This is a genomic window from Streptomyces sp. NPDC006487, assembly GCF_042870555.1.
Lineage (GTDB): Bacteria > Actinomycetota > Actinomycetes > Streptomycetales > Streptomycetaceae > Streptomyces.
Map to the genome: position 1 here is coordinate 223,847 of NZ_JBIAHN010000014.1, position 23,350 is coordinate 247,196.

The following is a 23,350-nucleotide window of genomic DNA, read 5'->3' on the forward strand; positions in this document are numbered from 1 at the left end:
GCATGGGCAGCCGTCAACCGTACGCGAAGGGGCCCGTGTGCGCACGCCCCTTCCGGGACGGCTCGCGGATCAGGACGAAGATCACGCCCGGCGGGCGCCGCGGGCGGCGTCAGCCGGGGCGGGATTCGAGGACGCGCCGCCGGTGGCGGGCGACGCGCTCGCGGTTGCCGCAGAGCTCGCTGGAGCACCAGCGGCGGCGGTGTCCGCGCGAGGTGTCGAGGTAGACGCGGGCGCAGCCGTCGCCCTCACAGGTGCGCAGCAGCGCCCGTTCGCCGGGGTCGGTGAGCAGTTCGACGGCGTCCCGGGCCACGGCGGCGAGCAGCCCGGCGCATCCGACGCCGCCGCACAACTCACGGACGAGGTGCCCTTCTTGGTCCTGTACGGCACACAGTCCCGGGGGTGGACCGGCGGCCGCCGCGTTGACCCGGGCCAGTGCGGGCCCGGGCGGCGCGGCTCCGGCCAGCTCGGCCCGTACGAGGCTCTCGACGTCGGCGCGCAGCACCCGGAAGGCCCGCACCCAGTCGTCCCCGACGCGGCTGAGCGGCGTCCGGTCGGGCACCAGCCCGGCTCCGGTGAGCCACAGCCGAAGCCCGTCTCCGTCCCGGATCCCCTCGGTGCCCCCGGGGTGTCCGAGGGGCGAAAAAGTAGCCACCAGGTCCAGGCAGACCCGCCCGGAGTCGAACCACATGCCCGTCACCGCCTCCCACTCGGGGCGTGCCCCCAGAGTGCCCGTCCCGCGGGCAGTCGGCTAGGGGGCGGGCGGGTCGTCGTTGAGGAGCCGCTGGAAGAGCCGGTGGTCCTGCCAGTCCCCGCCGACGTGCAGGTAGCGGGGCGCGAGCCCGTACTGCTCGAAGCCCACCTTCGCGAGGACCCGCTGCGAGGCAAGGTTCTCGATCCGGGTCCCCGCCTCGACCCGGTGCAGCCCGACCTCGTCGCGGGCGATCCGGCAGAGCTCCTCCAGGGCGGCGGTGGCCACCCCCCTGCCGGCCCATGCCTGGTCCACCCAGTAGCCGATGCCGCCGCTGCGCAGCGGCCCGAGGGCGATGGAGCCGAGGTTGATCGCCCCGATCGGCACGCCGTTCCCGATCAGCACGTACGGCCGCGCCCGCCCTGCGTCCCGGTCCGCGAGCAGGCCCTCGATCCGCTCCAGCTGGCCGGCCTCGGTGTAGAAGCCCGCGGTCCGCAGGGGCTCGTAGGGGGCCATGTACGCCCGGTTGCGGTCCAGCACCTCGGCGAGCCCGGCGGCGTCGGCCTCCCGGATCTCCCTCATCTCCACCCCGTCAGTGATCATCCGGGCACGCTAACGGACGGCCCGGTCCCGGGCCAGAGCGGCGCCCCGTCGGCTTCCGGCCGCAGGGGGTGTCAGGCGTCCGCGTACTTCGTGTCGGCGGCCATGTCCAGCGAGAGCCGGTAGCCGCGCTTGACGACGGTCTGGATGAGGTTCGGCGCGCCCAGGGCCACGCGCAGGCGGGCCATCGCCGTTTCCACCGCGTGCTCGTCGCGGCCCGCGCCGGGGAGGGCGCGCAGGAGTTCGGAGCGGGCCACGACCCAGCCCGGGCGCCGGGACAGGGCCCTGAGCAGGGCCATCCCGGCCGGTGGGACGGAGCGCAGCTCGGTGTCGACGAGGACGGCATGGCCGCGCAGTTCCAGCCGGTGTCCGGCCACCGGGAAGACACGGGCGCGGCCCGGGAGTTCCTGGCACAGGAGCTGCACGAGGGGTCCGAGCCGGAAGCGCTCGGGCTGCACCGTGGGCACTCCTTCCGCCTGCAGGGGCAGGGCCGTCACCGGTCCCACGCAGGCGGAGAGGACCGATCCACCGGTCAGCGCCCCGAGCACGGATTCCCGCACGCCCCGCTCCGCGGCCCGCGTCAGCAGGGAGGCCGCCGCGGGCGCGGAGGTGAAGCTCACCGCGTCGACGCCGCCCGAGGCCACCGCGTCGAGCAGCCGGTCCAGCGGCCCGAGGTCCTCCGGCGCCATCCACCGGTAGACGGGTACGCCGACCACCTCGGCCCCGCCCGCCCGCAGGGCCTCGATGAACCCGGGCAGCGGCTCCCCGTGCAGCTGGAGGGCGATGCGCCGGCCGGCCACCCCGGCCGTGAGCAGCCGGTCCAGTACCTCGGCGAGCGATTCCGACTGCGGGGACCAGGTCTCCACGAGCCCGGCGGCCCGGATCGCGCCCTTGACCTTCGGTCCGCGCGCCAGCAGTTCGGTCTCCCGCAGCCGCCCGAGCAGTTCTTCGCCGAGCCCCCACCCGTCGGCGGCCTCGATCCAGCCGCGGAAGCCGATGGCGGTGGTCGCCACCACCACGTCGGGTGCGCAGCCGATCAGTTCCTTGGTGGCGGACAGCAGTTCGGCATCGTCGGCGAGGGGCACGATCCGCAGGGCGGGCGCGTGCAGCACGGTGGCCCCGCGGCGGCGCAGCAGGGCGATGAGCTCGTCCGCCCGGCGGGCTGCGGTGACCCCGACGGTGAATCCGGCGAGCGGGCCGGCCGGCGGACCGGTGTGGGTGTGGTGCATGGTGACCTGCCTCGCGCAGTGGGGTCCGGTGTCGGGGTCCGGTGTCGCGTTCACACGCACTCGTGAGGTTCGCGTGAACCGAGCCTGCCCTGGGGGCGTATCAGGCTCGGTTCACGCGTATTTCGGTGCCGTTAACCGGGGTGTGCTGCCCGTTACACCGAGGTGAGCTGCGGCTTCGCTTCCGCACCGGCCGTGGGGATCATCACCTGGGCGGGCCGGCGAAGGTATACCGCCCAGGTGACGGCGCAGCACACCGCGTAGAAGCCGAGGAAGGTCACGAAGGCCGCCGTGCCGGAGCCGGAGCTCAGGAACGCCTCCCGGAAGACCAGGTTGATGCCGAGCCCGCCGAGCGCGCCGACCGCGCCGATGAGTCCCATCGAGGCGCCGGACAGCCGTCGCCCGTACGCGGCCGCGTCCTCGCCGCTCATTCCGCGGGCCAGCGCCTTCGCCTGGAAGATGCCGGGGATCATCTTGTAGGTGGAGCCGTTGCCGAGCCCGCTGAGGACGAAGAGCCCCACGAAGCCGACCAGGAACACCGGCAGGGATTCCCGTACGGAGGCCAGGATCACCACTCCGGTCGCCGCCGCCATCGACACGAAGGTGCCCAGGGTGATCCACGCGCCGCCGAAGCGGTCCGCGAGGGCCCCGCCGACGGGCCGGATCAGCGAGCCGAGGAGCGGTCCGATGAAGGTGAGCGAGGCCGCCTGGAGCGGGGTGCGGCCGAACTGCGTCTGGAGCACCAGCCCGAAGGCGAAGCTGTAGCCGATGAAGGAGCCGAAGGTGCCGATGTACAGGAACGCCATGATCCAGGTGTGCCCGTCGCGGACCGCCTCCCGTACGGCTCCGGTGTCGTTGCGCACCGGCGCCAGGTTGTCCATGCGCAGCGCCGCGAGCGCCGCCGCGATCACGATCAGCGGGATGTAGGCGCCGAGCAGCAGCCGCGGGTGGCCGGCCCCGGCCGTGCCGATGACCAGCAGGGCGACGAGCTGGACGACGGGGACGCCGATGTTGCCGCCGCCCGCGTTGAGGCCGAGGGCCCAGCCCTTTTTCCGCAGCGGGAAGAAGGCGTTGATGTTCGTCATCGACGAGGCGAAGTTGCCGCCGCCGACCCCGGTCAGCGCGGCCACCAGCAGGAACGTGTTGTACGAGGTCCCGGGCTCCATCACCAGCCAGGCGGCGACCGTCGGCGCGAGCAGCAGCAGGGCGCTGACGACCGTCCAGTTCCGGCCGCCGAAGCGGGCCACGGCGAAGGTGTACGGGACGCGGACCAGGGCGCCCACGCAGGTGGCGGTGGCGATGAGGAAGAACTTCCCCGCCGGGTCGATCCCGTACTTCGGGCCCATGAAGAGCACCATCACGGACCACAGGGACCAGATCGAGAACCCGATGTGCTCGGAGAGCACGGAGTAGATCAGGTTGCGGCGGGCGGTCCTCTCACCCGTCTCCCGCCAGAACGTCTCGTCCTCGGGGTCCCACCGCTCGATCCAGCGGCCACCCTTGCGCGGTGCGGTCGTACTGGTCATCACACGCCTCCACAGCTGCTGCGGTCACGTCGCGCTCGTCGCGTCCCGTCGCGTCTGGCCGCACCCGTCGCGTCTTCGCGCCCGTCGCGTCCTCCGTGGTGATGACCGTAGGAAGGGCTCGTTTCAGCCCCGGTCCCCGCCGGATGACCGGCGGGAAACCTTGCACTCACCCGCCGCCCGGGGCCGGTGTGAGCGCGGGCAGCCAGCTGTCCGGGGGCACCTCCAGCCAGCCGTGCCCCGCCCCGAGCTCCGCGGCGGCGCGGCGCAGCGCGTCCAGCCCGGGATGGCTCGCCCCCTTCCGCCACACGATGGACAGCGGCGACAGCGGCACCGGGGCGGTCAGCGGCCGCTTGACGCAGCCGGGCATGTCGACGAAGCCCACCGTGGCGAGGACGGGACAGCCCGTTTTGGCCATGACCCGGCGGAACTCCTCCTTGCCCACCGCCACCGGCGCGGGCGGCGCGGACTTGATGCCCCGCCCGGCGAACAGCTCGCGCGCCAGCCCGGTCCACTCCAGGGTCCGCGGGTTCCCGGCCCCGGTGTACACCGTCTCCCCGCGCAGTGCGTCCAGCGGTACGGCGTCCAGCCCGGCCAGCGGGTGCCCCTCGGGCAGCAGCACGGCGAGCGGCTCGTACCGTACGGGCATCCGCGCGAGGCGGGCCCGCAGCGCCGGGGCGAGGCCGTCGGCGTACCCGAAGGAGACGTCGAGGCGGCCCGCGGCGACCTCGGCGGCGGCGTGGGTGAGCCCGGACTCGAAGCGGGCCATCAGCTCGCAGTCGGGGGCGAGTTCGCGCGCCCGGTCCAGCACGGTGCGCGCGGTGCCGGGGCCGTCGGTGTTGAGGTCGACGAGCAGCGGCCGGGGCCCCGCGAACGCCCCGGACAGCTCCTCGTGCGCCCGCAGCGCGCGCCGGGCCAGGGGCAGCAGCCGCTCCCCGTCCGGGGTCAGCTCGACGGCGCGGGTGGTGCGGACGAAGAGGGCCGCGCCCAGGGTCTGTTCGAGCCGGCGCACGTCCCGGCTGAGGGCCTGCTGGGCCACGTAGAGCCGGGCGGCGGCGCGGGTGAAGTGCAGCTCCTCGGCGACGGCGAGGAAGGAGCGCAGCAGGCGGGGTTCCACGTCTCGGGGCGTCACCCGCGGAGACTAACAACACGGAGGGGTGAATCATCCCCGAACAGGTGTTGGACCCGTACGGCCCCGGGGACGGAGCCTTGATCCATGCCCACCACCCCGCTGATGACCGTCACCGGCACCACCCTGGTCCTCGCCCCCGGCCCCGGCCCCGGCCCCGGGCGTCCGGGCCGCCGCCCGGCCCGGGCCCCCGGCCCGTACCGGCGGCTGTTCGCCCTCCCCGGCACCCGCGGCTTCACCACCGGGAACCTCATCGCCCGGCTCCCCATGGGCATGTTCGGGATCAGCGCCGTCATGATGATCGCGGGCCAGCGCGGCTCGTACGCCCTCGCCGGTGCGGTCGTCGCGGCCGGTCTGGCGGCCACCGCGGTCGTGGCCCCCTGGACGGCCCGGCTGGTCGACCGGCACGGACAGGCCCGCGTCGCCGTCCCTGCCACCCTGATCGCCGTACTCGGCTCGCTCTCGCTCGTCGCGTGCGTGCGCACCGAGGCGCCCGCCTGGACCCTCTTCGCCTCCTACGCCGCCACCGCGACCACCCCCAACATCGGCGGCATGTCCCGCGCCCGCTGGACGCACCTGCTGGCGGGGGACCCCGCGGCGCACCACACCGCGATGTCCTTCGAACAGGCCGCGGACGAGCTGGCATTCATGCTCGGACCGGTGGTCGCCGCGTTCCTCTGCACCGCCGTCTTCCCGGAAGCGGGCACGCTCGCCGGTGCCGCGCTGCTCCTGACCGGGATGCTGGTCTTCACGGCCCACCGCGCCACGGAGCCCCCGGCGGCGGCGCCGGTCCGCGGCAAGTCCCCGCTCCGGAGCCTGGGGCGGCTGCTGCCGCTCTTCTTCGTCCTCGGCACGATGTTCGGCTCGCTGGAGATCACCTCCGTCGCCCACCTCGGCGGCCACGGCCTCGGCGCGCTCTCGGGCCCGGTCATCGCCCTCCAGGCGGCGGGCTCCTGCCTGGCCGGCCTGCTCTACGGCACCCTGCGCCCGCGCGGGCTGCCGGCCTGCCTGGCCGTCCTGGCCGGGGCGATGGCACTGCCCTGGGCGGCGGCGGCCACCGGCTCGGTCGCGGCCCTCGCGGCGGCCCTGCTCGCGGCCGGCATGGCCACGGCTCCGGTCATGGTCACCGCCATGTCCCGGATCCACGCCGTGATCCCGTCGGACCGGCTCAACGAAGGAATGACCCTGGCCGTCACCGCGATCTTCGCGGGCATCTCGCTGGGCTCGGCGACCGCCGGCTTCACGATCGACCACCTGGGCACGACCGCCCCGTACGCCCTCCCGGCGGTGGCAGCCCTGCTGGCCCTCCCCCTGGGCAGCGGGCGACTCGTACCAGATTTCCGTACGAGACTGGTACGGCAGTCGGGCACCGTCGAGAATGGAGTGACGCCATGTCCATAAGCGCCAGCGAGGCCCGAGCGACCCTGTTCCCGCTCATCGAGCGCGTCAACACCGACCACACTCCGGTGCGCATCACGTCCAAGGGCGGCGACGCCGTCCTCATGGCCGCAGACGACTACGACTCCTGGCAGGAGACCGTCTACCTCCTCCGCTCGCCGGAGAACGCGAAGCGCCTGATGGAAGCCGTGGCCCGCGACCGCGAGGGTGCGGCCACCGTCACCAGGACACTGGACGAGCTGAAGGAGATGGCCGGGGGCGAGGAGTGAGGAGCGTCCGCTTCGACCCGGCGGCCTGGGACGATTTCCTCTTCCGGCTTGCATCGGACCGGAAGACGGCCCGCAGGATCACCCGCTTGATCGGCGAGATCCAGCGGGACCCGTTCGGCGGGATCGGCAAACCCGAACCCCTGAAGGGCGAGCTCTCGGGCTACTGGTCCCGCCGGATCGACGACGAACACCGGCTCGTCTACCGGGCGGACGAGAAGGAAGTGAAGATCCTCAAGGCCCGCTACCACTACTGACAGGGCACGACAAAGGCCCCGCAGCCTGACGGCCGCGGGGCCTTGCCCAACATGGGGGTTGTGGAGATGGCGGGAATCGAACCCGCGTCCAACGGTGCAGAAGTAGGGCTTCTCCGAGCGCATTCCGCTGCGCTTTTCTCGGCCCCGGAGATCACACGGACAAGTCTCCGACGGGCTCAGTCACTGTTTGATTTCCCTCTATCCCCCGTGACCGGAGTTAGAGGTTTAGATCCCTAATTGACGCCAGGATCCGGACCGGGACCACTTCCGGGCTGACGCTCCTCACAGAGGCTTCAGCTCACTGTTATTAGGCAGCGAGGGTGAAGCGGGAGTTATCGCTCTTGGAGTTGGCGATTATTGTTTGCGACATATGGTTAACGAGATCATTGCCGCTTTCTCGGCTCGCTTCCCCTACATCGACATCCGCTGTCGAAACCGATCATCCCCATGTTTCACGCTGTTCAGTTATGAGATCCAGCAGGCGCTCTCCATGCGTCCCGCTCGACCGGCGCCACTCGCAAGCGCGTGGTGCTGACGCCATGGTACGCGACGTGGACCACACTCTGCCAGGACATTAAAGCTGGCCGCGCTCCTTGCGCTTGACGGCCGAGATCACCCGGTTCGTCTCGCGCGTGTCCTGCTTCTCGCGCAGCGACTGCCGCTTGTCGTACTCCTTCTTGCCCTTCGCCAGCGCGATCTCGATCTTCGCCCGGCCGTCCTTGAAGTACAGGGCGAGCGGCACGATCGTGTTGCCCGTCTCCCCCGTCTTCGAGTCCAGCTTGTCGATCTCCTCGCGGTGCAGGAGGAGCTTGCGCTTGCGCCGCGCGCTGTGGTTGGTCCAGGTGCCCTGGCTGTACTCCGGCACGTGCACGTTGTAGAGCCATGCCTCGCCGCTCTCCACCGACACGAAGCCGTCCACCAGCGAGGCACGGCCCTGACGCAGGGACTTGACCTCGGTACCCGTGAGCACGAGGCCGCACTCGTAGGTGTCGATGATCGTGTAGTCGTGCCGCGCCTTCTTGTTCTGGGCGATCAGCTTGCGCCCTGTTTCCTTAGCCATAGTGCGGTCATTTTCGCACTACGGACCCACCCCGATGCCACCCAATACCGTGCGGGCCCGTTCCTCGACCCGGTCCGCCGCCGCCAGGTCCGGGGTGATGCCCGCACCGTCGAGGCTGCGGCCCGCCGGAGTGCGGTACGTGCCCACCGTCAGCTCCGCCACCGATCCGTCCGGCAGCTCCGTGGGCATCTGCACCGAGCCCTTGCCGAAGGTGCGGGTACCGACCGCGACCGCGCGGCCGCGGTCCTGGAGGGCGCCGGTGACCAGCTCGGCCGCGCTCATCGTGCCGCCGTCGATCAGCGCCACCAGGGGCCGGGCCGTATCTCCGCCCGGAGCCGCGTAGAGGGCGCGCTGTGCGCCGCGCACGTCGTACGTCGCCACCAGCCCGCCGTCCAGGAAGGCGGAGGCGGCCGTCACGGCCTCGGTGACCAGGCCGCCGGTGTTGCCGCGCAGGTCGAGCATCACCCCGCCGCCGGGCGGGGCGGCGCGGACCGCGGAGCGGACCCGGTCGCCGGAACCCCGGGTGAAGGAGGCGACCTTGATGACCGTGATCCCGCCGGGCAGTTCCCGTACCGTCACCGGCTCGCTGCGCAGCTGCTCGCGCCGCACGGTCTGCGTGAGGTCGGCCCCGCCGCGCGTCACCTTGAGGACCACGGGGGTGCCGGCCTCGCCGCGCAGCAGTGCCACCACCTCGGCCACCCTGAGCCCGGTCACGACCTGCCCGTCGATGCTGAGCAGCCGGTCCCCGGCGCGCATCCCGGCCCGCGCCGCGGGGCTGTCCGGCTGGACCCGGTCGATCTCGATGCGGCCGTCGCGCAGCCGCCCGGCCCACAGGCCGACGCCCGTCCAGCGGCCGTCCAGGTCGTCGGCGAACGCCTCGTACTCCCCCTGGTCGTAGACCGCGCCCCAGCGGTCCCCGCTGCGGCTGACGACCTCCTGGGCCGCCGACTTCGCGGACTTGCCCTCGGCGACGGCCTCGGCGGCCGCGCGGGCCACCGCGTCCCGGTCGGCCGTGCCCGCCTCGCGGTGCGCCGGTTCCCGCGGCCCGGGCGGGGCCCCTGGTGCGGCCCCGGCCGCGGGAGGCTCCGTACCCGCCACCAGGGCGGCGGGGCCCTCGGATCGGCCGGGGCCCGGGTGGTCCCAGCTCCCGGTGCAGGCGCCGGCGCCCACGGCGGCGAGGAAGGCCAACGTCAAAACGGCCCCGCGACGCACGTCGCGGGGCCGGAGACAGAAGGCGGGCAGTCCCGGCATGGCGCCGAGTCTAGGACAAGGCCCGCGGCGGTACGGGTGGTTGGCCGTACCGCTCACGGGGCGCTCGTCACACCTTCAGGTACTTGCGCAACGCGATGAAGGCGGCCAGCGAGGGCATCAGCACGCCGATCACGAGTACCAGGGGCAGCTTGGTCAGGACCGAGTCCCAGCCGATGAAGTTGATGAGCTCCATCTTGTCGCGCAGGGCGGCACCGTGGTCGATCACGAAGTACTGGCCCGCGCCGAGCATCCCGCAGGCGAGCAGCGCGCCGATCAGGCCGGCGAAGGCGGCCTCCATGATGAAGGGCACCTGGATGTAGAAGCTGGAGGCGCCCACCAGCCGCATGATCCCGGTTTCGCGCCGACGGCTGAAGGCCGAGACGCGCACCGTGTTGACGATCAGCAGCAGGGCCACCACCAGCATGATCAGCATGATGCCGAGCGCGGCGATGTTGAGGTAGCCGAGGAGTCTGAAGAGGTTGTCCAGCACGGTGCGCTGGTCCTCCACCGACTGGACCCCGTCGCGCCCGGAGAAGGAGGTCGTGATGACCTTGTACTTCTCCGGCTGCTTGAGCTTCACCCGGAAGGACTCGGGCATCTGGTCCGGGGTGATGGACGCGGCCAGGGCGGTGTGCCCGAACTGCTCCTTGTAGTGCTTGAAGGCCTCGTCGGAGGACTCGTAGGTGACGGCCTCGACGAGGTCCATGCCCTTGAGCTCGGTCTCCAGGGCCTGCTTCTGCTCCGGGGTCACCGCGCCCTTGGAGCAGGAGGCCCCGTTGGTCGCCTCGGCGTCGCTCTTGTTGCAGAGGTAGATGGAGACGTTGACCTTGTCGTACCAGTACCCCTTCATCTTGCTCACCTGGTCGCGCATGAGCAGGGACCCGCCGAACAGGGCCAGCGACAGGGACACGGAGATGATGACCGCGAAGGTCATGGTCAGATTGCGGCGGAGACCGACCCCGATCTCCGACATGACGAACTGGGCGCGCATCGCGTCTCAGGAGCCTTTCAGTGCTGGTAGCCGTAGACGCCGCGCGACTGGTCGCGGACGAGACGGCCCTGCTCGAGTTCGATGACGCGCTTGCGCATCTGGTCGACGATCTGCTGGTCGTGGGTCGCCATGATCACGGTGGTGCCGGTCCGGTTGATCCGGTCGAGCAGCTTCATGATGCCGACGGAGGTCTGGGGGTCCAGGTTGCCGGTGGGCTCGTCCGCGATCAGCAGCGCCGGCCGGTTGACGAAGGCACGGGCGATGGCCACGCGCTGCTGCTCACCGCCCGAGAGCTCGCCGGGCATCCGGTCCTCTTTGCCGCCGAGGCCGACGAGTTCCAGCACCTGGGGAACGGCCTTCTTGATCTCGCCGCGCGGTCTGCCGATGACCTCCTGGGCGAAGGCCACGTTGTCGGCCACCGACTTGTTGGGCAGCAGGCGGAAGTCCTGGAAGACGGTCCCCAGCTGGCGCCGCATCTGCGGGACCTTCCAGTTGGAGAGCTTGGCGAGGTCCTTGCCCAGGACGTGCACCTGGCCGTGGCTCGCCCGCTCCTCGCGCAGGATGAGCCGCATGAAGGTGGACTTGCCGGAGCCGGAGGAGCCGACCAGGAAGACGAACTCGCCCTTCGCGATGTCCAGGGAGACATCTCTGAGTGCGGGGCGGCTCTGCTTCGGGTAGGACTTGGAGACGTTGTCGAATCGGATCACGGGTGCACCACGGTCGCCGGGAGTAGGTGTGCGTGACCATACGCGAACAGGCGCGAGGTGTGGACCCGGTGTCCGGGGTTGCCCGATATATCCCCTGGTCCGAGAGGTGCTCGACCGTGATTGCCCGGAGGGGCCGCGCCGAATGTCACCGAAGCTGGCACAGTGGGAGGGGGAACGGACCGGTTCCCGCGACCGTTGTAACCGAGGGGACGAAAGGAGGAGCGCATGACATATGACCGGCTCGTGTGCGCGAACTGCGCCGCACCCGTCAGCCAGGGCCGCTGCCCGGTGTGCCGGGCGAACCGGGGGCGCCTCCAGCAGGAGGACCCCTTCTCCGGCGGTCTCAACCCCGTGGCGCTCATCGCGCTGCTGGTGATCCTGGTGGCCGCGCTGGCACTGGTGGCTCAGCAGACGGCGTAGTTCCTCAGCCGCCACGTCCCGATCAGACGCACATACGGAAGGGCCCGGACACCTCTACGGCGTCCGGGCCCTTCCGGCTGTTCGCGACCGTCTGCGACCGCGGTACGGACCTACGCGGTCTGCTCCTGCTGCTTGCGCCAGCGGATCCCGGCCTCCAGGAAGCCGTCGATCTCGCCGTCGAGCACCGCCTGCGGGTTGCCGACCTCGAACTCCGTCCGGAGGTCCTTGACCATCTGGTACGGGTGCAGGACGTAGGAGCGCATCTGGTTGCCCCAGGAGCTTCCGCCGTCCTTGAGGGCGTCCATCTTGTCCTTCTCCTCCTGGCGGCGCCGCTCGAGCAGCTTGGCCTGGAGGACGTTCATCGCGCTGGCCTTGTTCTGGATCTGCGAGCGCTCGTTCTGGCAGGAGACCACGATGCCGGTCGGCAGGTGCGTGATGCGCACCGCGGAGTCGGTCGTGTTGACGCCCTGACCGCCGGGGCCCGAGGCGCGGTACACGTCCACGCGCAGCTCGCCCTCGTCGATCTCGACGTGGTCGCTGGACTCGACGACCGGCAGCACCTCGACGCCCGCGAAGGAGGTCTGGCGGCGGCCCTGGTTGTCGAAGGGCGAGATCCGGACGAGGCGGTGCGTGCCCTGCTCGACGGAGAGGGTGCCGTAGGCGTACGGGGCCTTGACCACGAAGGTGGTCGACTTGATGCCGGCCTCTTCCGCGTACGAGGTCTCGTAGATCTCGGTCGGGTAGCCGTGACGCTCGGCCCAGCGCAGGTACATGCGCTGGAGGCGCTCGGCGAAGTCGGAGGCGTCCACGCCGCCGGCCTCGGCCCGGATGTTGACCAGCGCCTCGCGCTCGGCGTACTCGCCGGAGAGCAGGGTGCGGACCTCCATCTCGTCCAGCGCCTTGCGCACGGAGACCAGCTCGGTCTCCGCCTCGGCGAGGGTGTCCGCGTCGTCCATTTCCTGGGCGAGGTCGAACAGCACCGCGAGATCGTCGATGCGCCCGCGCAGGCTCTCGGTCTTACGGACCTCCGCCTGGAGGTGCGAAAGCTTGCTCGTGATCTTCTGAGCGGCCTCCGGGTCGTCCCACAGGGACGGCGCGGCGGCCTGCTCCTCGAGCACGGCGATATCTGCCCTCAGCTTGTCGAGGTCCAGGACGGCCTCGATCGACCCCATGGTCGAGGAGAGGGACTTCAGCTCTTCGGAAACATCGACGACTGCCACGGGTCCAGCGTAGCCGGTCCCCGGGGGACGCTCTCCGGCCAGGCCGAATCCCCCGTACTAATGACGGGTCGCACGGGCGTACGCTCACGATATGACCGTCTTCCTCGTCAAGCGCCGCCATGTGGACCACATGCGTGTCACGACGACGAGCTGTTTGCCGCCGGACCATCCCCAAGCCTGATCCACCCCGATCCGACTTGGTCCTGTTACGCGGCCTCGCGGTCCCGGCGCCAACCCTGCCGGCGGCCCTCCCCGGCCGCGGTCCCCGCCACCCCCGGGAACAGGACCCCGTGACATCCCGAAACGGAGCCGTCATGCCGTCCGCGCACCCTTCTCCTGCGCCCTCTCCATCTCCTTCTGCCTCCCCTTCCGCTTCTGTCTCCTCTTCCGCTTCTGCTTCTGCTTCTCCTTCCTCTCCGCCTTCGCCCTCCCTTCCGGTCCTGGACCTGTCGCAGGCGGACGATCCGGCGCTGCGGGATTCCTTCCGCAAGGAACTGCACGCGGCCGCCCGGGACAGCGGCTTCCTGCACCTCACCGGGCACGGGATCACCGCCGCCGAGACCGCCCGCATCCTGGAGCTGACCAGGGCGTTCTTCGCCCTCCCCGAGGCAGACCGGCTGGCCGTGAGCAATCTCAACTCCCCGCACTTCCGGGGCTACACCCGTATCGGGCACGAGCTGACCGGCGGCGCCTCCGACTGGCGCGACCAGCTCGACGTGGGCGCGGAGCGGGAGGCCCGGGAGGTCGGACCGGACGACCCGGCGTACCTGTGGCTGGAGGGCCCCAACCAGTGGCCCGCCGCGCTTCCGGAACTGCGGGACGCGGTGCTGGGGTGGCAGTCGCGGCTGGCGGCGGTGGCCCACCGCCTGCTCCAGGAACTGCTCGCCTCGATCGGCGCCCCGGCGGACTTCTTCGACGCGGCCTTCGCGGACCGGCCCCACCTGCACACGAAGCTGATCCGCTACCCGGGATCCGCCCCCACGGGCACCGACCAGGGGGTCGGGGTGCACAAGGACTACGGCTTCCTCACCCTCCTCCTCCAGGACTCGGTGGGCGGGCTCCAGGTGGTCCGGGACGGGGCCTTCCTGGACGTCCCCCCGCTGCCGGGGGCCTTCGTGGTCAACCTGGGCGAGCTGCTGGAGATCGCGACGGAGGGGTACCTGACCGCGACGGACCACCGCGTGGTGAGCCCGGCGGGGGCCGTGGAGCGGTTCTCCGTGCCGTTCTTCTACAACCCGCGCCTGGACGCCGTCATCGAGACGGTCCCGGGCGACTACCTGGACGCGGCGCCGGGGATAGCGCACGACGCGTCGAACCCGCTGCACGCGGAGTACGGCCGCAACGAGCTGAAGGGCTGGGTCCGGGCCCACCCGGCGGTGGCGCGGCGCTGGCATCCGGAACTCACCGGGGCGTAGCCCCGCGGGGGCAGGGCCGGGCCGCTGCGCGGAGTCCGCCACCCGCCCTTCCACAGTTCCCCGGGCTCCGCCCGCACCCGGTCCTCAAACGCCGGCCTGGCTGGAAGATCCAGCCTCGCCGGCGTTTGAGGCGCGGGGTCCGGAGCGCGGCCCCGGGGGAACGGGCGAAGGGCGGGCAGGGGACTTCGCCCCCGCAGGGCCGGGCCACCCGCTCCCCCGGCTACGGGGCCGTCGAGCCCGACTGCTTGTCGTCCTGCGGCGGCGCCGAGTCGGAGGAAACCGCCAGCCAGCTGCCGACACCCACCACTGCGGCCAGCGCTACCGCGGCAGCGGACAGCGCGAGCCTGCGCTTGCGGACGGTCTCCGCCCGGTGCCGCGCGGAGCCGGGCCGGTGCCCCCCGGCGGGACGCGGGACCCGGGCCGTGCCCAGGGCGCCGCCCGCCAGCTCGTCAGGCCCGGGCACCCTCATCGAGGTGTGGGTGTCCCGGTTGGAGTCGGTGGAGGAGCCGGGGACCAGCGGGACCACGCCCCGGCGGCGCACCGGATCGGCGACCGCCTCCGGTTCCGGGAACTCCGCCTGCTCCGGCTCGTCCGGCTCGTCCACGTCCAGCGGCGGCATCCCCGCCAGGAGCGGCAGCAGGTCGCGCAGGCGCAGGGAGAGCTCCGAGGCCCGGAGCCGCGAGGCGGGGGCCTTCGCGAGGCACTGGACCATCAGCTGCCACAGCTCGTCGGGGATGCCGGGCAGCGGGACGACGGTTTCCGTCACGTGGCGCCGCAGCACCGCCCCGGGATGCCCGCCGCCGAACGGCGTGAAACCGGCGAGGAGTTCGTACAGCACGGTGGCCAGGGCGTAGATGTCCACCGCCGCGCGCGGCGGCAGCCCCTCGACGATCTCCGGCGCCAGGTAGTCGGGCGTGCCGATGATCCGGGTGGTGGGGGCCGAGGCCCGGCCGCCGGTGGCCCGCCGCGGCGAGTCGATGAGCTTGGCCACGCCGAAGTCGGTGAGCAGCGCCGGATGCGCGCCGCCGGGGCCGAGCGGTCCCTGCATGTCGAGCAGGACGTTCTCCGGCTTGACGTCCCGGTGCACCACCCCGGCCGCGTGCGCCGCGGCCAGCGCGTCGGCGACGTCCGCGACGATGGCGACGGCCGCCTCGGGGGCGAGCCGCCGCTCGCGGTCGAGGCGCGTGCGCAGGTCCGTACCGCGGACGAGGTCCATGACGAGGGCGAGGTCGTTGCCGTCCACGACGAGGTCGCGGACGCAGACGACGTGCGGGTGCTCCAGGCCCAGGAGCGCGCTGCGTTCCTGGACGAACCGTCCGACGAGCTCCTGGTCGGACGCGAGGTCCTCGCGCAGCAGTTTGACGGCGACGGGGCCGTCAGGCCCCTCGCCCAGCCACACCGTGCCCGCGCTGCCGCGTCCAAGGATCTGGTGCGCGGTGTACCGGCTGCCGATCTTCCGTGCCACAACTGCTCCCTCAGCGGCTGGCGTACGCACCAAAGCTACGCGGCCAGGTGGGTGTTGGAGTCCACGGATCGCGGCGACCTTCACTTCTGCGGGCGAAATCACGTCCTGGAAGTCGACAAATCCACGAAGTCACCGGTACAAGGCCCGGTTCGGGCGGATTGTGCCGGTACAGCGCGCCCGGTCGGGGCGGGAGGGATCAGGAGCCCGTACCGCCCGTGCCGCTGGTGGCGTCGCCGATCTCGGTGACCCAGTCCACGACGCCCGTGCCCCAGGTCCACACCTGGTCCCACCAGCCCCGGCCCGTGCCGACCCATTCCTGCAGCGGGGTCAACTCCCAGACCAGCCAGCCCGCGACGAAGAACACCAGGATCATCACCAGGCAGCCCTTGAGGCAGCCCAGCCCCGGGATCCTCACCGGGTTCGCGCTGCGGCGCGGCTCGCGGGGCTCCCGGCGGGCCGGCGGCGGCCCCTGAGGGGGCTGCTGCTGGGGCGGCGGCTGAGGCTGGCGGTACTGGGGCTGCTGAGGCGGCTGGTACTGCTGGGGCTGCTGCGGCTGGTAGTGCTGCGGCGCGTACTGCTGCTGCTGGTACTGCTGGGGCTGCTGATACTGCTGCGGCGGCGGGCCCTGGCGGTACGGCTGCTGCTGCGGAGGCTGCTGCGGGCGCTGGGGCTGCTGCTGTGACTGCTGCGGCTGCTGGTACGGCTGCTGCGGGCCCTGGCGCTGCGGCCGGCGGCGCAGCGGGTCCTCGCTCGGGTCCAGGTACTGCATCTGCGTCTGCTCGTTGCGGTCGCGGGCAGCCTGCATCTGCGACTGCCACGGGTGCGGCGAGTCCGGCCGCTGCACGGGCGGCATCACGGAGGTCGGGTCGGCCCCGGGCGCCCCCGTGCTCGGGAGCACCGAGGTGGCGTCGGCCGCGCCGACCGGCGGCATCACGCTGGTCATGGCGTTGGGGTCGTAGGCCCCCATCGGGGAGGCCCCGGCGGACCCTCCGGGCAGCATCTGCGTGGCGTCCGCGGCACCCGGGGCCGCGGGCACCGGCGCGGGCGAGGGGTCGGGCGCGAGGAGCGCGCCGACGCCGAGGGCGGCCTCGACCTCGACGACCGTGGAGTGCACGCCGATGCCGGAGGCGACGACGCGCAGGCCGCGCGCCAGGGTCTCCGCGCTCGGGCGCTCATTGGGTTCCTTGCGCATGCAGCGCTCGATGACCGTCCACAGCGGCTCGGGCACGTTCGGCGGGCGCTGCGGATCCTCGCTGAGGTGGCGGTGCAGGACCTCCAGCGCGGTGCCGCCGGCGAAGGGCGGCCGGCCGGTGAGGAGCTCGTAGAGCAGGATGCCGGCGCCGTAGATGTCGACGGCGGAGGTCTGCGGGCGGCCCTCGGCGGACTCGGGGGCGACGTAGGCCGGAGTGCCGACGAACTCGTGCGTGCGCGTCAGGCCCGGGGAGTCGGCCAGGCGCGCGATGCCGAAGTCGGTGAGCATCGGCTTCATCTGGCCGTCGCGCTCGTCGACCAGGACGTTGGCGGGCTTCAGGTCGCGGTGGACCACGCCGTCGGCGTGGCTGGCGGCGAGCGCGTCCGCGATCTGCGCGGTGAGCAGGCTCGCGGCGACCGGGGTGAAGGGGCCGTTCTCGCGCAGGTACCGGTGCAGGTCCGGGCCGTCGATGAGGTCCATGACCAGCGCGAGGAGATCGCCCTCGACGACGAGGTCGCGGGTTCGGACGATGTTGGGGTGGGTCAGGCGCAGCAGGACCGAGCGCTCGCGCAGGAAGCGCATGACGATGTCGGGGTCCTGGGCCAGCTCCTCCTTGAGGACCTTGATGGCCACGGTCTCGCCGGGGTGGCCGGCCACGGCCGCCTCCGCACCCGCCGCCTCACGCTGGCGGGCGCGCCAGACGGTGCCCGTGGCGCCGCGCCCGAGCGGCTCCTCGAGCAGGTACTTGCTGCCGACTGGCCGCACGTCGCGCGCTCCCTGCTGTCGTCGATTCCGGCGAGTGATCCGCGCACGGTCGCGCTTGGTCCACGCTTGGTCCACGCCTGATCTGCGAAATGGTTTTCCGGCCCACTCTAGGGCTTGTCCCGAGGGAAGACGCGGGGTGAGGGAGGTTGGTTGCCGCACATATGCGCGAAGGGTGATGTTTGCGGCGTATGCCGGGGGCGATTTTCCCGGCCATCCTGTCGATATCCGATCGGCCCGCTTGCAGGTCCGGTGCCGGTCCGGGACCGATCAAGATCACTTGCCGGTGGGTGGCGGGCGTGTCGATGACGACAGGTGCGAGGATGCACCCGTACGGAACGGCCGGGACGGGAGCCCCGCCTTCCGGGCAGACCTGACCGGACGACGCGTCCGTGCCGGGTGGGGGCGGACGGACGGGCACCACATGCCGACGGCATGGGTGATCCCTCCCGCGGGTCCCTGCCGGGCGCACACACCGCGCACCGCGCAGAAGGGACCGCTGACGGCGATGCAGATCCGGCTGACCGTCCTTGGGTCGGGGTCGCGCAGCGGCCACCAGACCGCCACCGCGACCGCCTCCGGCGGGGGTACCGGCGGAGGAGGTGCGCCGGCGAGCTGTGACGTACTCGTCACCGCGCCCGCCGGCACCGCGCTGTCCGCGGTGGCCTCCGGGCTCGCGGCGACCGTCGGCGGACCCGACACCGGTGGCACGGTCGTGCTGTACGCCGGTACGGAGCGCCTGGACCCGGCGCGGTGCGCGCTCGGCGAGCCGCCGCTCGTGGACGGGGCGGTGCTGTCGCTGAACGTGCCCGGCCCCGACGTCCGGACGGACGGGACCGCGGCCGCGACCGCCCTCGGCGACGGGCCGCAGCTGCACGTCGTGGCCGGGCCGGACGCCGGCGGGGTGCACCTGCTGCACCCGGGGGCCATCCGGATCGGGCGCTCCGCCGACGCGGACGTCCCGCTGGACGATCCCGACGTATCGCGCCTGCACTGCACCGTGACGGTGCTGCCCGACGGGCGGGTGGCGGTGGCCGACCTCGGGTCGACGAACGGTACGACGCTCGACGGCGCGGTGGTCGGCACGGAGCGGGTGGCGCTCGCGCCGGGGGCGCTGCTGCGGGTCGGAGAATCGACGCTCCGCCTGGCCGTGGGCCCGGCCCCCGCTCCCCTCTCCCTCACTCCCGACCTGGAGGGCCACCTCTCCGTCCCCCTCCCGGCACCCCACCCCGAGGCGGCCCCCGGCCACCCCGATTCCGTCCGCGCGGGCGCCGCGCCGGGCTCGGCTCCGGGATCGCACCCCGGCGGCGGCGCCTCCGGCGGAGGCCGGACCGGTGCCACGCCGGACACCGCGGCCGGGTCGCACCCCGGGAGCGGCGCCCGGGCCGGTGGGGCCCAGCCCGACGCGGGGAGCCGGGGGGCACAGATCCCCCACCCCGCCCCTTCCCGAAACGGGGGCTCCGCCCCCGACCCCGTCAGGCCCGGGTACGGCGCCCCGGGCGCGCCCGGGGCGCACCGGGACGGCAGCGCCGGAACGGTCCCCGCGGCCCGGGGCACCGAGCACCACACCGGAGGCGGCCACGGCGGCGCGTCCGGCTCCGCTTCCCCGGACACGTGGCCCTACGGGGACACCGACCGGGACGGTGAGGCCTCCCTACGCGCAGGCCGGATCGCCAGGCCCGCCGCCGGACAGTACGCCGGACCGGCACACCCGGGCGCGGCCCCGGACCGGTACACGGAAGCCGCACACCCCGGGGCGGCCCCCGGCCGGCATGCCGCGGCAGAACACCCCGGCAGCCACCCCGGCGGGCACGCCGGAGCGGCACGAGACGGCGGAGCCGCCGGACAGTACGGCGCAGCCGCACACGGCGCGGGTGCCTCCGGGCAGCACGCCGGAGCGGCGCACCCCGGCGGTTTTCCCGGCGGGCACGCCGGGGCGCCCGACCCGTACGCCGGAGCCGCCCACGCGGGCGGTGCCCCCGGGCCGTACGGCCACGCCGGGGCAGGGGCGTCGCCGCGGACCGGGGTCGAGCACCACGGCGCGGGCGGCTGGGAGGAGTCCGAGCCGGGCCGCGCGGCCGAGGGCGGGGCCGAGCCCCGCCGTGGGGCGCGCCGCGGGATCGGGGCCTGGGCGCGGAAGTGGGTGCGCGGGGCGGAGGCCGCCGAGGTGGAGGTGGTCGCCGAGGCCGGGGCCGCCGTCACGGTACGGCCCGGCTCCGACGATCCCGCGACCCTGCTGCTCACCGCCCTCGGACCGGCCCCGCGGCTGTGGGCCGGGCCTCCCGGGCTCGACGTCACGCTCGGCGCGGGCAGCGAGGTCGCGCTCCTCGAGACCGGCGCGCTCGGCATCGCCGGGCCCCGGGCCCGGCTGACCGGTGTGGCCCGCTCCGTCATCGCGCGGCTCGCGACCCTGCACGCCCCCGGCCAGCGCCTGGAGATCGTGCTGATCGCCACCGACCGGGCCCGTCCGCTCGCCGAACGCCGCCGCGACTGGGGCTGGCTCGGCTGGCTGCCCCACGTACGCCCCGCGCACGGGCAGGACTGCCGGCTGCTGCTCGCGTACGACCGCGATCAGGCGGCCGCCCGCACCGGGGAGCTGACCCGGCGGCTCGACGACGGCCCCCTCGGCACGCACTGGGCCGCCGCCGGACCGGACGCGGTGCGCGAGGCCTCGTACGCCTACCGGGGTCCGTACACCCTCCTGGTCCTCGACGGGGACCCCGGTCCCGGGGCGCTCCGGGACATCACCAGCCGGCTGGCCTCGCACGGGCCGGCCGCCGGGATCCACGTGCTGGCCCTGGCCGAGGCGCCGGCCGCGACGCCCGCGTCACCGGTCGCCGAGACCTACGAGGCGGCCTGCGCGGCCGTCCCCGCCTTCCGGGACTGCCGGACCGCGGCCCTGCTCAGCGGTGATGTGGCCACGACCGTACGGACCTTCGCGGTCTCGGGCGGCAGACCGGCCGCCTCCGGCGGTTCGGCCACGGCGGACGCCGTATCGGCGGCCTGGGCGGAGCGGTTCGCCCGCGCCCTGGCCCCGCTGAAGGCCGACTCCCCGGTCGTGGAGGGCGGTTACCGGCCGGCCGCCGCCAACCTGCCCCAGACTTCCCGCCTGCTGGACGAGTTGGGGCTGGCCCGGGCCACCCCGGCCTCCCTGATGGCCCGTTGGGCCGCCTCCACCGACCAGGGGCAGCGCGTCGGCGGGCTCGCGGAGATAGTCCTCGGCACCGGCCGGCGCGGGCCGGTGGGCGCCGAACTGGTCACCGAAGGGCCGCACGTGCTGATCGAGGGGCCCGCCGGCAGCGGCCGTACGGAACTGCTGCGTTCCGTGGCCGCCTCCCTGTCGGCCGCCGCCCGGCCCGACCGGCTCGGCCTGGTCCTGCTCGACGGGGCCGGCGGCGAGCGCGGCGACGGCCTGCTGCCCTGTACGGAGCTGCCCCACGTCTCGGCGCACCTGATCGCCTCCGACCCGCTGCGGATGCGGGAGTTCGCGCAGGCGCTGGGTGCGGAGCTCAAGCGGCGGGCCGAGCTCCTGGACGGGGTGCCGTTCTCCGAGTGGCACGCCGCGCGCGAGGTCTCCGACCGGATGGTCTCGCCCCGCCAGCCCACCCCCGGGGAGCTGCGCGGCGATCTCGAACCCCAGCGCTCCGGCACCCTGCGGCTGCGCGCCTCGGCCACCCGCACCGATCCGGCGGCCGGGCCCAGCCCGCTGCCCCGCCTCGTCGTGCTCGTGGACGACTTCGACGCGCTGGTCGCGCCGGGCCTGGGCAGCACGGGCCGGCCCGCCGCCGGTTCGGTGGTCCGCGCGCTGGAGGCGGTGGCCCGCGAGGGAGCCCGCCTCGGGGTGCACCTGGTGGCCACCAGCGCCCGCCCGGACCGGACGGCCGACACCGAGCTGGCCCGGCTCACGACCCTGCGCGTGGAGCTCGACGCCCCCGACCAGCCGGGCCCCGGCCGGGGCGTGCTCCGGTACGCCGACGGGCGCACGGTCCCCTTCCAGGGCGGCCGGGTCACCGGCCGGATCCCCCGGACGGCGACGCTGCGGCCGACGGTGGTGCCGGTGGAGTGGGAGCGGATGGGCGATCCGCCGGCCCGTCGCCCGGTCCGCGAGCTGGGCAACGGCCCGACCGACCTGGCACTGCTGGCCAGCGCCCTGGACCGGGCCTCGCACCTGGTGTCGGCGGTCCCGGTGCTGTTCCCGCCGGCCCCCTGACCCGGCCCCCCGACGGGCCCCTTGCGGGCCTCCGGGCGGGCCTCCGGGCAGGCCCCCGAGCGGCCCTCCGCACACCCCGTACGCCGAGAGGCGGTATTGCGGGGGTGCGCGGGGCGGCGTAGACCTTGTGGCACGGGACACACCATCGCCAGCGAGGCATCGGGGGCACCGCCATGCGCACGCACGGAACGAGCCGCACGACACCCGGAACATCCCACCGCAGACGGCACGCCTGGACCGCTCTGGCCCTGGCCGGCGCGCTCGCCCTGAGCGCCTGCGGCAGCGGCGGTGACGGCAAGGAGCCCGCGAAGGGCACGGACGGCTCCGGCACCCCGGGCGGGCCGGTCGTCGCGTTACCCCGTCTCGACGGGGAGAAGCTGGAGGTCGCCGCCGTCTGGACGGGCGCGGAGCAGGCGAACTTCGTCAAGGTCCTGAAGGAGTTCGAGCGGCGGACGGGCTCCACGGTCACCTTCGTTCCGGCCCAGGACCCGATCGTCACCTTCCTCGGCTCGAAGATCGCGGGCGGCGCCCCGCCGGACGTGGCACTGCTCCCGCAGGTCGGGGCGCTGGTGTCGGCGGTCAAGAACAAGTGGGCGAAGCCGGTGGGCGCCGACGCGCAGGCGCAGCTCGACCAGAACTACTCGCCCGGCTGGAAGACGCTGGGAGCGGTCGACGGCACCCAGTACGGCGTCTACTACAAGGCCGCCAACAAGTCGCTGATCTGGTACAACGCGAAGGCCTTCGAGGCGGCGGGCGTACGCCCCCCGGCGACCTGGAAGGAACTCCTCGCGGCGGCCGACACCCTGTCCGCGTCCGGTACGCCGGCGGTTTCGGTGGCCGGGGCCGACGGCTGGACCCTGACCGACTGGTTCGAGAACGTCTACCTCTCGCAGGCGGGCCCGGAGAAGTACGACCGGTTGGCGAAGCACGAGATCAAGTGGACGGACGACAGCGTCAAGCAGGCACTGACCTCGCTCGCCGAGCTGTTCGGCCGCAAGGACTTCCTGGCGGGCGGCCAGAGCGGGGCGCTGGCGACCGAGTTCCCGAAGTCGGTGACGCAGACCTTCACCGGCGGTGACCGGCCGGCCGCCGCGATGGTCTTCGAGGGCGACTTCGTGGCGGTCAACATCGCCCAGACGGACGCGAAGGTGGGCACGGACGCGAAGGTCTTCCCCTTCCCCGCGGTCGGTGCCAAGTCGCCGGTGGTCTCGGGCGGGGACGTGGCGGTCGCACTGAAGGACTCGAAGGGCGCGCAGGCGCTGCTGACGTTCCTGGCTTCGGTGGACTCGGCGCGGATCCATGCCCGTGAGGGCGGCTTCCTCTCCCCGAACAAGGCGCTCGAACCGGACGCCTACCCCAACGACATCCAGCGCGGCATCGCCGAGGCCCTGATCGCGGCGGGCGACAACTTCCGCTTCGACATGTCGGACCAGGCCCCGTCGGCCTTCGGCGGGACTCCGGGCGCGGGCGAATGGAAGGCGCTCCAGGACTTCCTGGCGAACCCGGCCGACATCGCGGGGACGCAGGCGAGGCTGGAGGCGGACGCGGCCAAGGCCTACGGGAACTGATC

At 73.3% G+C, this 23,350-nt stretch carries 19 protein-coding genes and 1 other RNA gene; 7 read left to right on the forward strand and 13 right to left on the reverse strand.

Features of this window, described 5'->3' with window-relative positions; all coding sequences use genetic code 11:
* Positions 1-109: 109 nt before the first annotated feature.
* From ACFYM0_RS25680 to ACFYM0_RS25700, 5 genes are all read right to left on the reverse strand, one after another.
* Positions 110-688: a CGNR zinc finger domain-containing protein gene (locus ACFYM0_RS25680; RefSeq protein WP_388505440.1), complete on the reverse strand. Its 579-nt coding sequence runs from the start codon at positions 686-688 to the stop codon at positions 110-112.
* 60 nt (positions 689-748) lie between these two features.
* On the reverse strand, positions 749-1,291 hold the full coding sequence (locus ACFYM0_RS25685) for a GNAT family N-acetyltransferase (protein ID WP_388505332.1): 543 nt from the start codon (positions 1,289-1,291) through the stop codon (positions 749-751).
* 71 nt (positions 1,292-1,362) lie between these two features.
* The gene (locus ACFYM0_RS25690; protein ID WP_388505443.1) at positions 1,363-2,517 is read right to left on the reverse strand and encodes a uroporphyrinogen-III synthase; all 1,155 of its coding nucleotides are present in this window, start codon (positions 2,515-2,517) and stop codon (positions 1,363-1,365) included.
* A gap of 152 nt (positions 2,518-2,669) precedes the next feature.
* Positions 2,670-4,040 carry a nitrate/nitrite transporter gene (locus ACFYM0_RS25695; RefSeq protein WP_388505334.1) on the reverse strand — a complete coding sequence of 457 codons (1,371 nt, stop codon included), beginning with the start codon at positions 4,038-4,040 and terminating at the stop codon, positions 2,670-2,672.
* Between the two features lie 166 nt (positions 4,041-4,206).
* Complete coding sequence (locus ACFYM0_RS25700) at positions 4,207-5,169, reverse strand: LysR family transcriptional regulator (protein ID WP_388505337.1); 963 nt, start codon at positions 5,167-5,169, stop codon at positions 4,207-4,209.
* 84 nt (positions 5,170-5,253) lie between these two features.
* Here ACFYM0_RS25700 and ACFYM0_RS25705 point away from each other — a divergent pair, with 84 nt between their 5' ends.
* Genes ACFYM0_RS25705 through ACFYM0_RS25715 form a run of 3 tightly spaced genes read left to right on the forward strand, consistent with a single transcriptional unit; the run spans position 5,254 to position 7,087 of the window.
* Positions 5,254-6,567 carry an MFS transporter gene (locus ACFYM0_RS25705; RefSeq protein ID WP_388505339.1) on the forward strand — a complete coding sequence of 438 codons (1,314 nt, stop codon included), beginning with the start codon at positions 5,254-5,256 and terminating at the stop codon, positions 6,565-6,567.
* Positions 6,558-6,833: a type II toxin-antitoxin system Phd/YefM family antitoxin gene (locus ACFYM0_RS25710; RefSeq protein ID WP_388505341.1), complete on the forward strand. Its 276-nt coding sequence runs from the start codon at positions 6,558-6,560 to the stop codon at positions 6,831-6,833. The genes ACFYM0_RS25705 and ACFYM0_RS25710 overlap by 10 nt, the downstream gene beginning before the upstream one ends.
* A complete protein-coding gene (locus ACFYM0_RS25715) occupies positions 6,830-7,087 on the forward strand; it encodes a Txe/YoeB family addiction module toxin (RefSeq protein ID WP_388505344.1) in 258 nt (85 codons plus the stop codon). The genes ACFYM0_RS25710 and ACFYM0_RS25715 overlap by 4 nt, the downstream gene beginning before the upstream one ends.
* 58 nt (positions 7,088-7,145) lie before the next feature.
* On the opposite strand, the gene ssrA is transcribed toward ACFYM0_RS25715, so the two are convergent.
* The 5 genes from ssrA to ftsE all read right to left on the reverse strand — a co-directional run bounded on the left by ssrA (position 7,146) and on the right by ftsE (position 11,096).
* Positions 7,146-7,534: a transfer-messenger RNA gene (gene ssrA / locus ACFYM0_RS25720) on the reverse strand.
* Positions 7,535-7,661: 127 nt separating this feature from the next.
* A complete protein-coding gene (smpB, locus tag ACFYM0_RS25725; protein ID WP_266908355.1) occupies positions 7,662-8,147 on the reverse strand; it encodes an SsrA-binding protein SmpB in 486 nt (161 codons plus the stop codon).
* An 18-nt stretch (positions 8,148-8,165) separates the two neighbouring features.
* Positions 8,166-9,398: a S41 family peptidase gene (locus ACFYM0_RS25730; protein WP_388505348.1), complete on the reverse strand. Its 1,233-nt coding sequence runs from the start codon at positions 9,396-9,398 to the stop codon at positions 8,166-8,168.
* Between the two features lie 67 nt (positions 9,399-9,465).
* Positions 9,466-10,389 carry a permease-like cell division protein FtsX gene (gene ftsX / locus ACFYM0_RS25735; RefSeq protein WP_327252992.1) on the reverse strand — a complete coding sequence of 308 codons (924 nt, stop codon included), beginning with the start codon at positions 10,387-10,389 and terminating at the stop codon, positions 9,466-9,468.
* A gap of 17 nt (positions 10,390-10,406) precedes the next feature.
* Entirely contained in the window at positions 10,407-11,096 is a 690-nt protein-coding gene (ftsE, locus tag ACFYM0_RS25740) for a cell division ATP-binding protein FtsE (protein WP_243337359.1), read from the reverse strand.
* A 225-nt stretch (positions 11,097-11,321) separates the two neighbouring features.
* Between ftsE and ACFYM0_RS25745 the strand changes: the two genes are divergently transcribed.
* The gene (locus ACFYM0_RS25745) at positions 11,322-11,516 is read left to right on the forward strand and encodes a hypothetical protein (protein ID WP_266908347.1); all 195 of its coding nucleotides are present in this window, start codon (positions 11,322-11,324) and stop codon (positions 11,514-11,516) included.
* A 110-nt stretch (positions 11,517-11,626) separates the two neighbouring features.
* On the opposite strand, the gene prfB is transcribed toward ACFYM0_RS25745, so the two are convergent.
* Positions 11,627-12,736 carry a peptide chain release factor 2 gene (gene prfB, locus ACFYM0_RS25750; RefSeq protein ID WP_274552954.1) on the reverse strand — a complete coding sequence of 370 codons (1,110 nt, stop codon included), beginning with the start codon at positions 12,734-12,736 and terminating at the stop codon, positions 11,627-11,629.
* 314 nt (positions 12,737-13,050) lie between these two features.
* Here prfB and ACFYM0_RS25755 point away from each other — a divergent pair, with 314 nt between their 5' ends.
* Positions 13,051-14,151, forward strand: a complete 1,101-nt coding sequence (locus ACFYM0_RS25755) for an isopenicillin N synthase family dioxygenase (RefSeq protein ID WP_388505351.1) — start codon at positions 13,051-13,053, stop codon at positions 14,149-14,151.
* 220 nt (positions 14,152-14,371) lie between these two features.
* Here ACFYM0_RS25755 and ACFYM0_RS25760 read toward each other — a convergent pair whose 3' ends face one another.
* Together ACFYM0_RS25760 and ACFYM0_RS25765 are read right to left on the reverse strand one after the other, a co-directional pair.
* Positions 14,372-15,616: a serine/threonine-protein kinase gene (locus ACFYM0_RS25760; RefSeq protein ID WP_388505353.1), complete on the reverse strand. Its 1,245-nt coding sequence runs from the start codon at positions 15,614-15,616 to the stop codon at positions 14,372-14,374.
* A gap of 196 nt (positions 15,617-15,812) precedes the next feature.
* Positions 15,813-17,573, reverse strand: a complete 1,761-nt coding sequence (locus tag ACFYM0_RS25765) for a serine/threonine-protein kinase (protein ID WP_388505355.1) — start codon at positions 17,571-17,573, stop codon at positions 15,813-15,815.
* Between the two features lie 505 nt (positions 17,574-18,078).
* On the opposite strand from ACFYM0_RS25765, the gene ACFYM0_RS25770 reads away from it, so the two are divergent.
* Together ACFYM0_RS25770 and ACFYM0_RS25775 are read left to right on the forward strand one after the other, a co-directional pair.
* A complete protein-coding gene (locus ACFYM0_RS25770; RefSeq protein WP_388505446.1) occupies positions 18,079-21,780 on the forward strand; it encodes an FHA domain-containing protein in 3,702 nt (1,233 codons plus the stop codon).
* Positions 21,781-21,953: 173 nt separating this feature from the next.
* Positions 21,954-23,348 carry an ABC transporter substrate-binding protein gene (locus ACFYM0_RS25775; RefSeq protein WP_388505358.1) on the forward strand — a complete coding sequence of 465 codons (1,395 nt, stop codon included), beginning with the start codon at positions 21,954-21,956 and terminating at the stop codon, positions 23,346-23,348.
* The last annotated feature ends 2 nt before the right edge of the window (positions 23,349-23,350 follow it).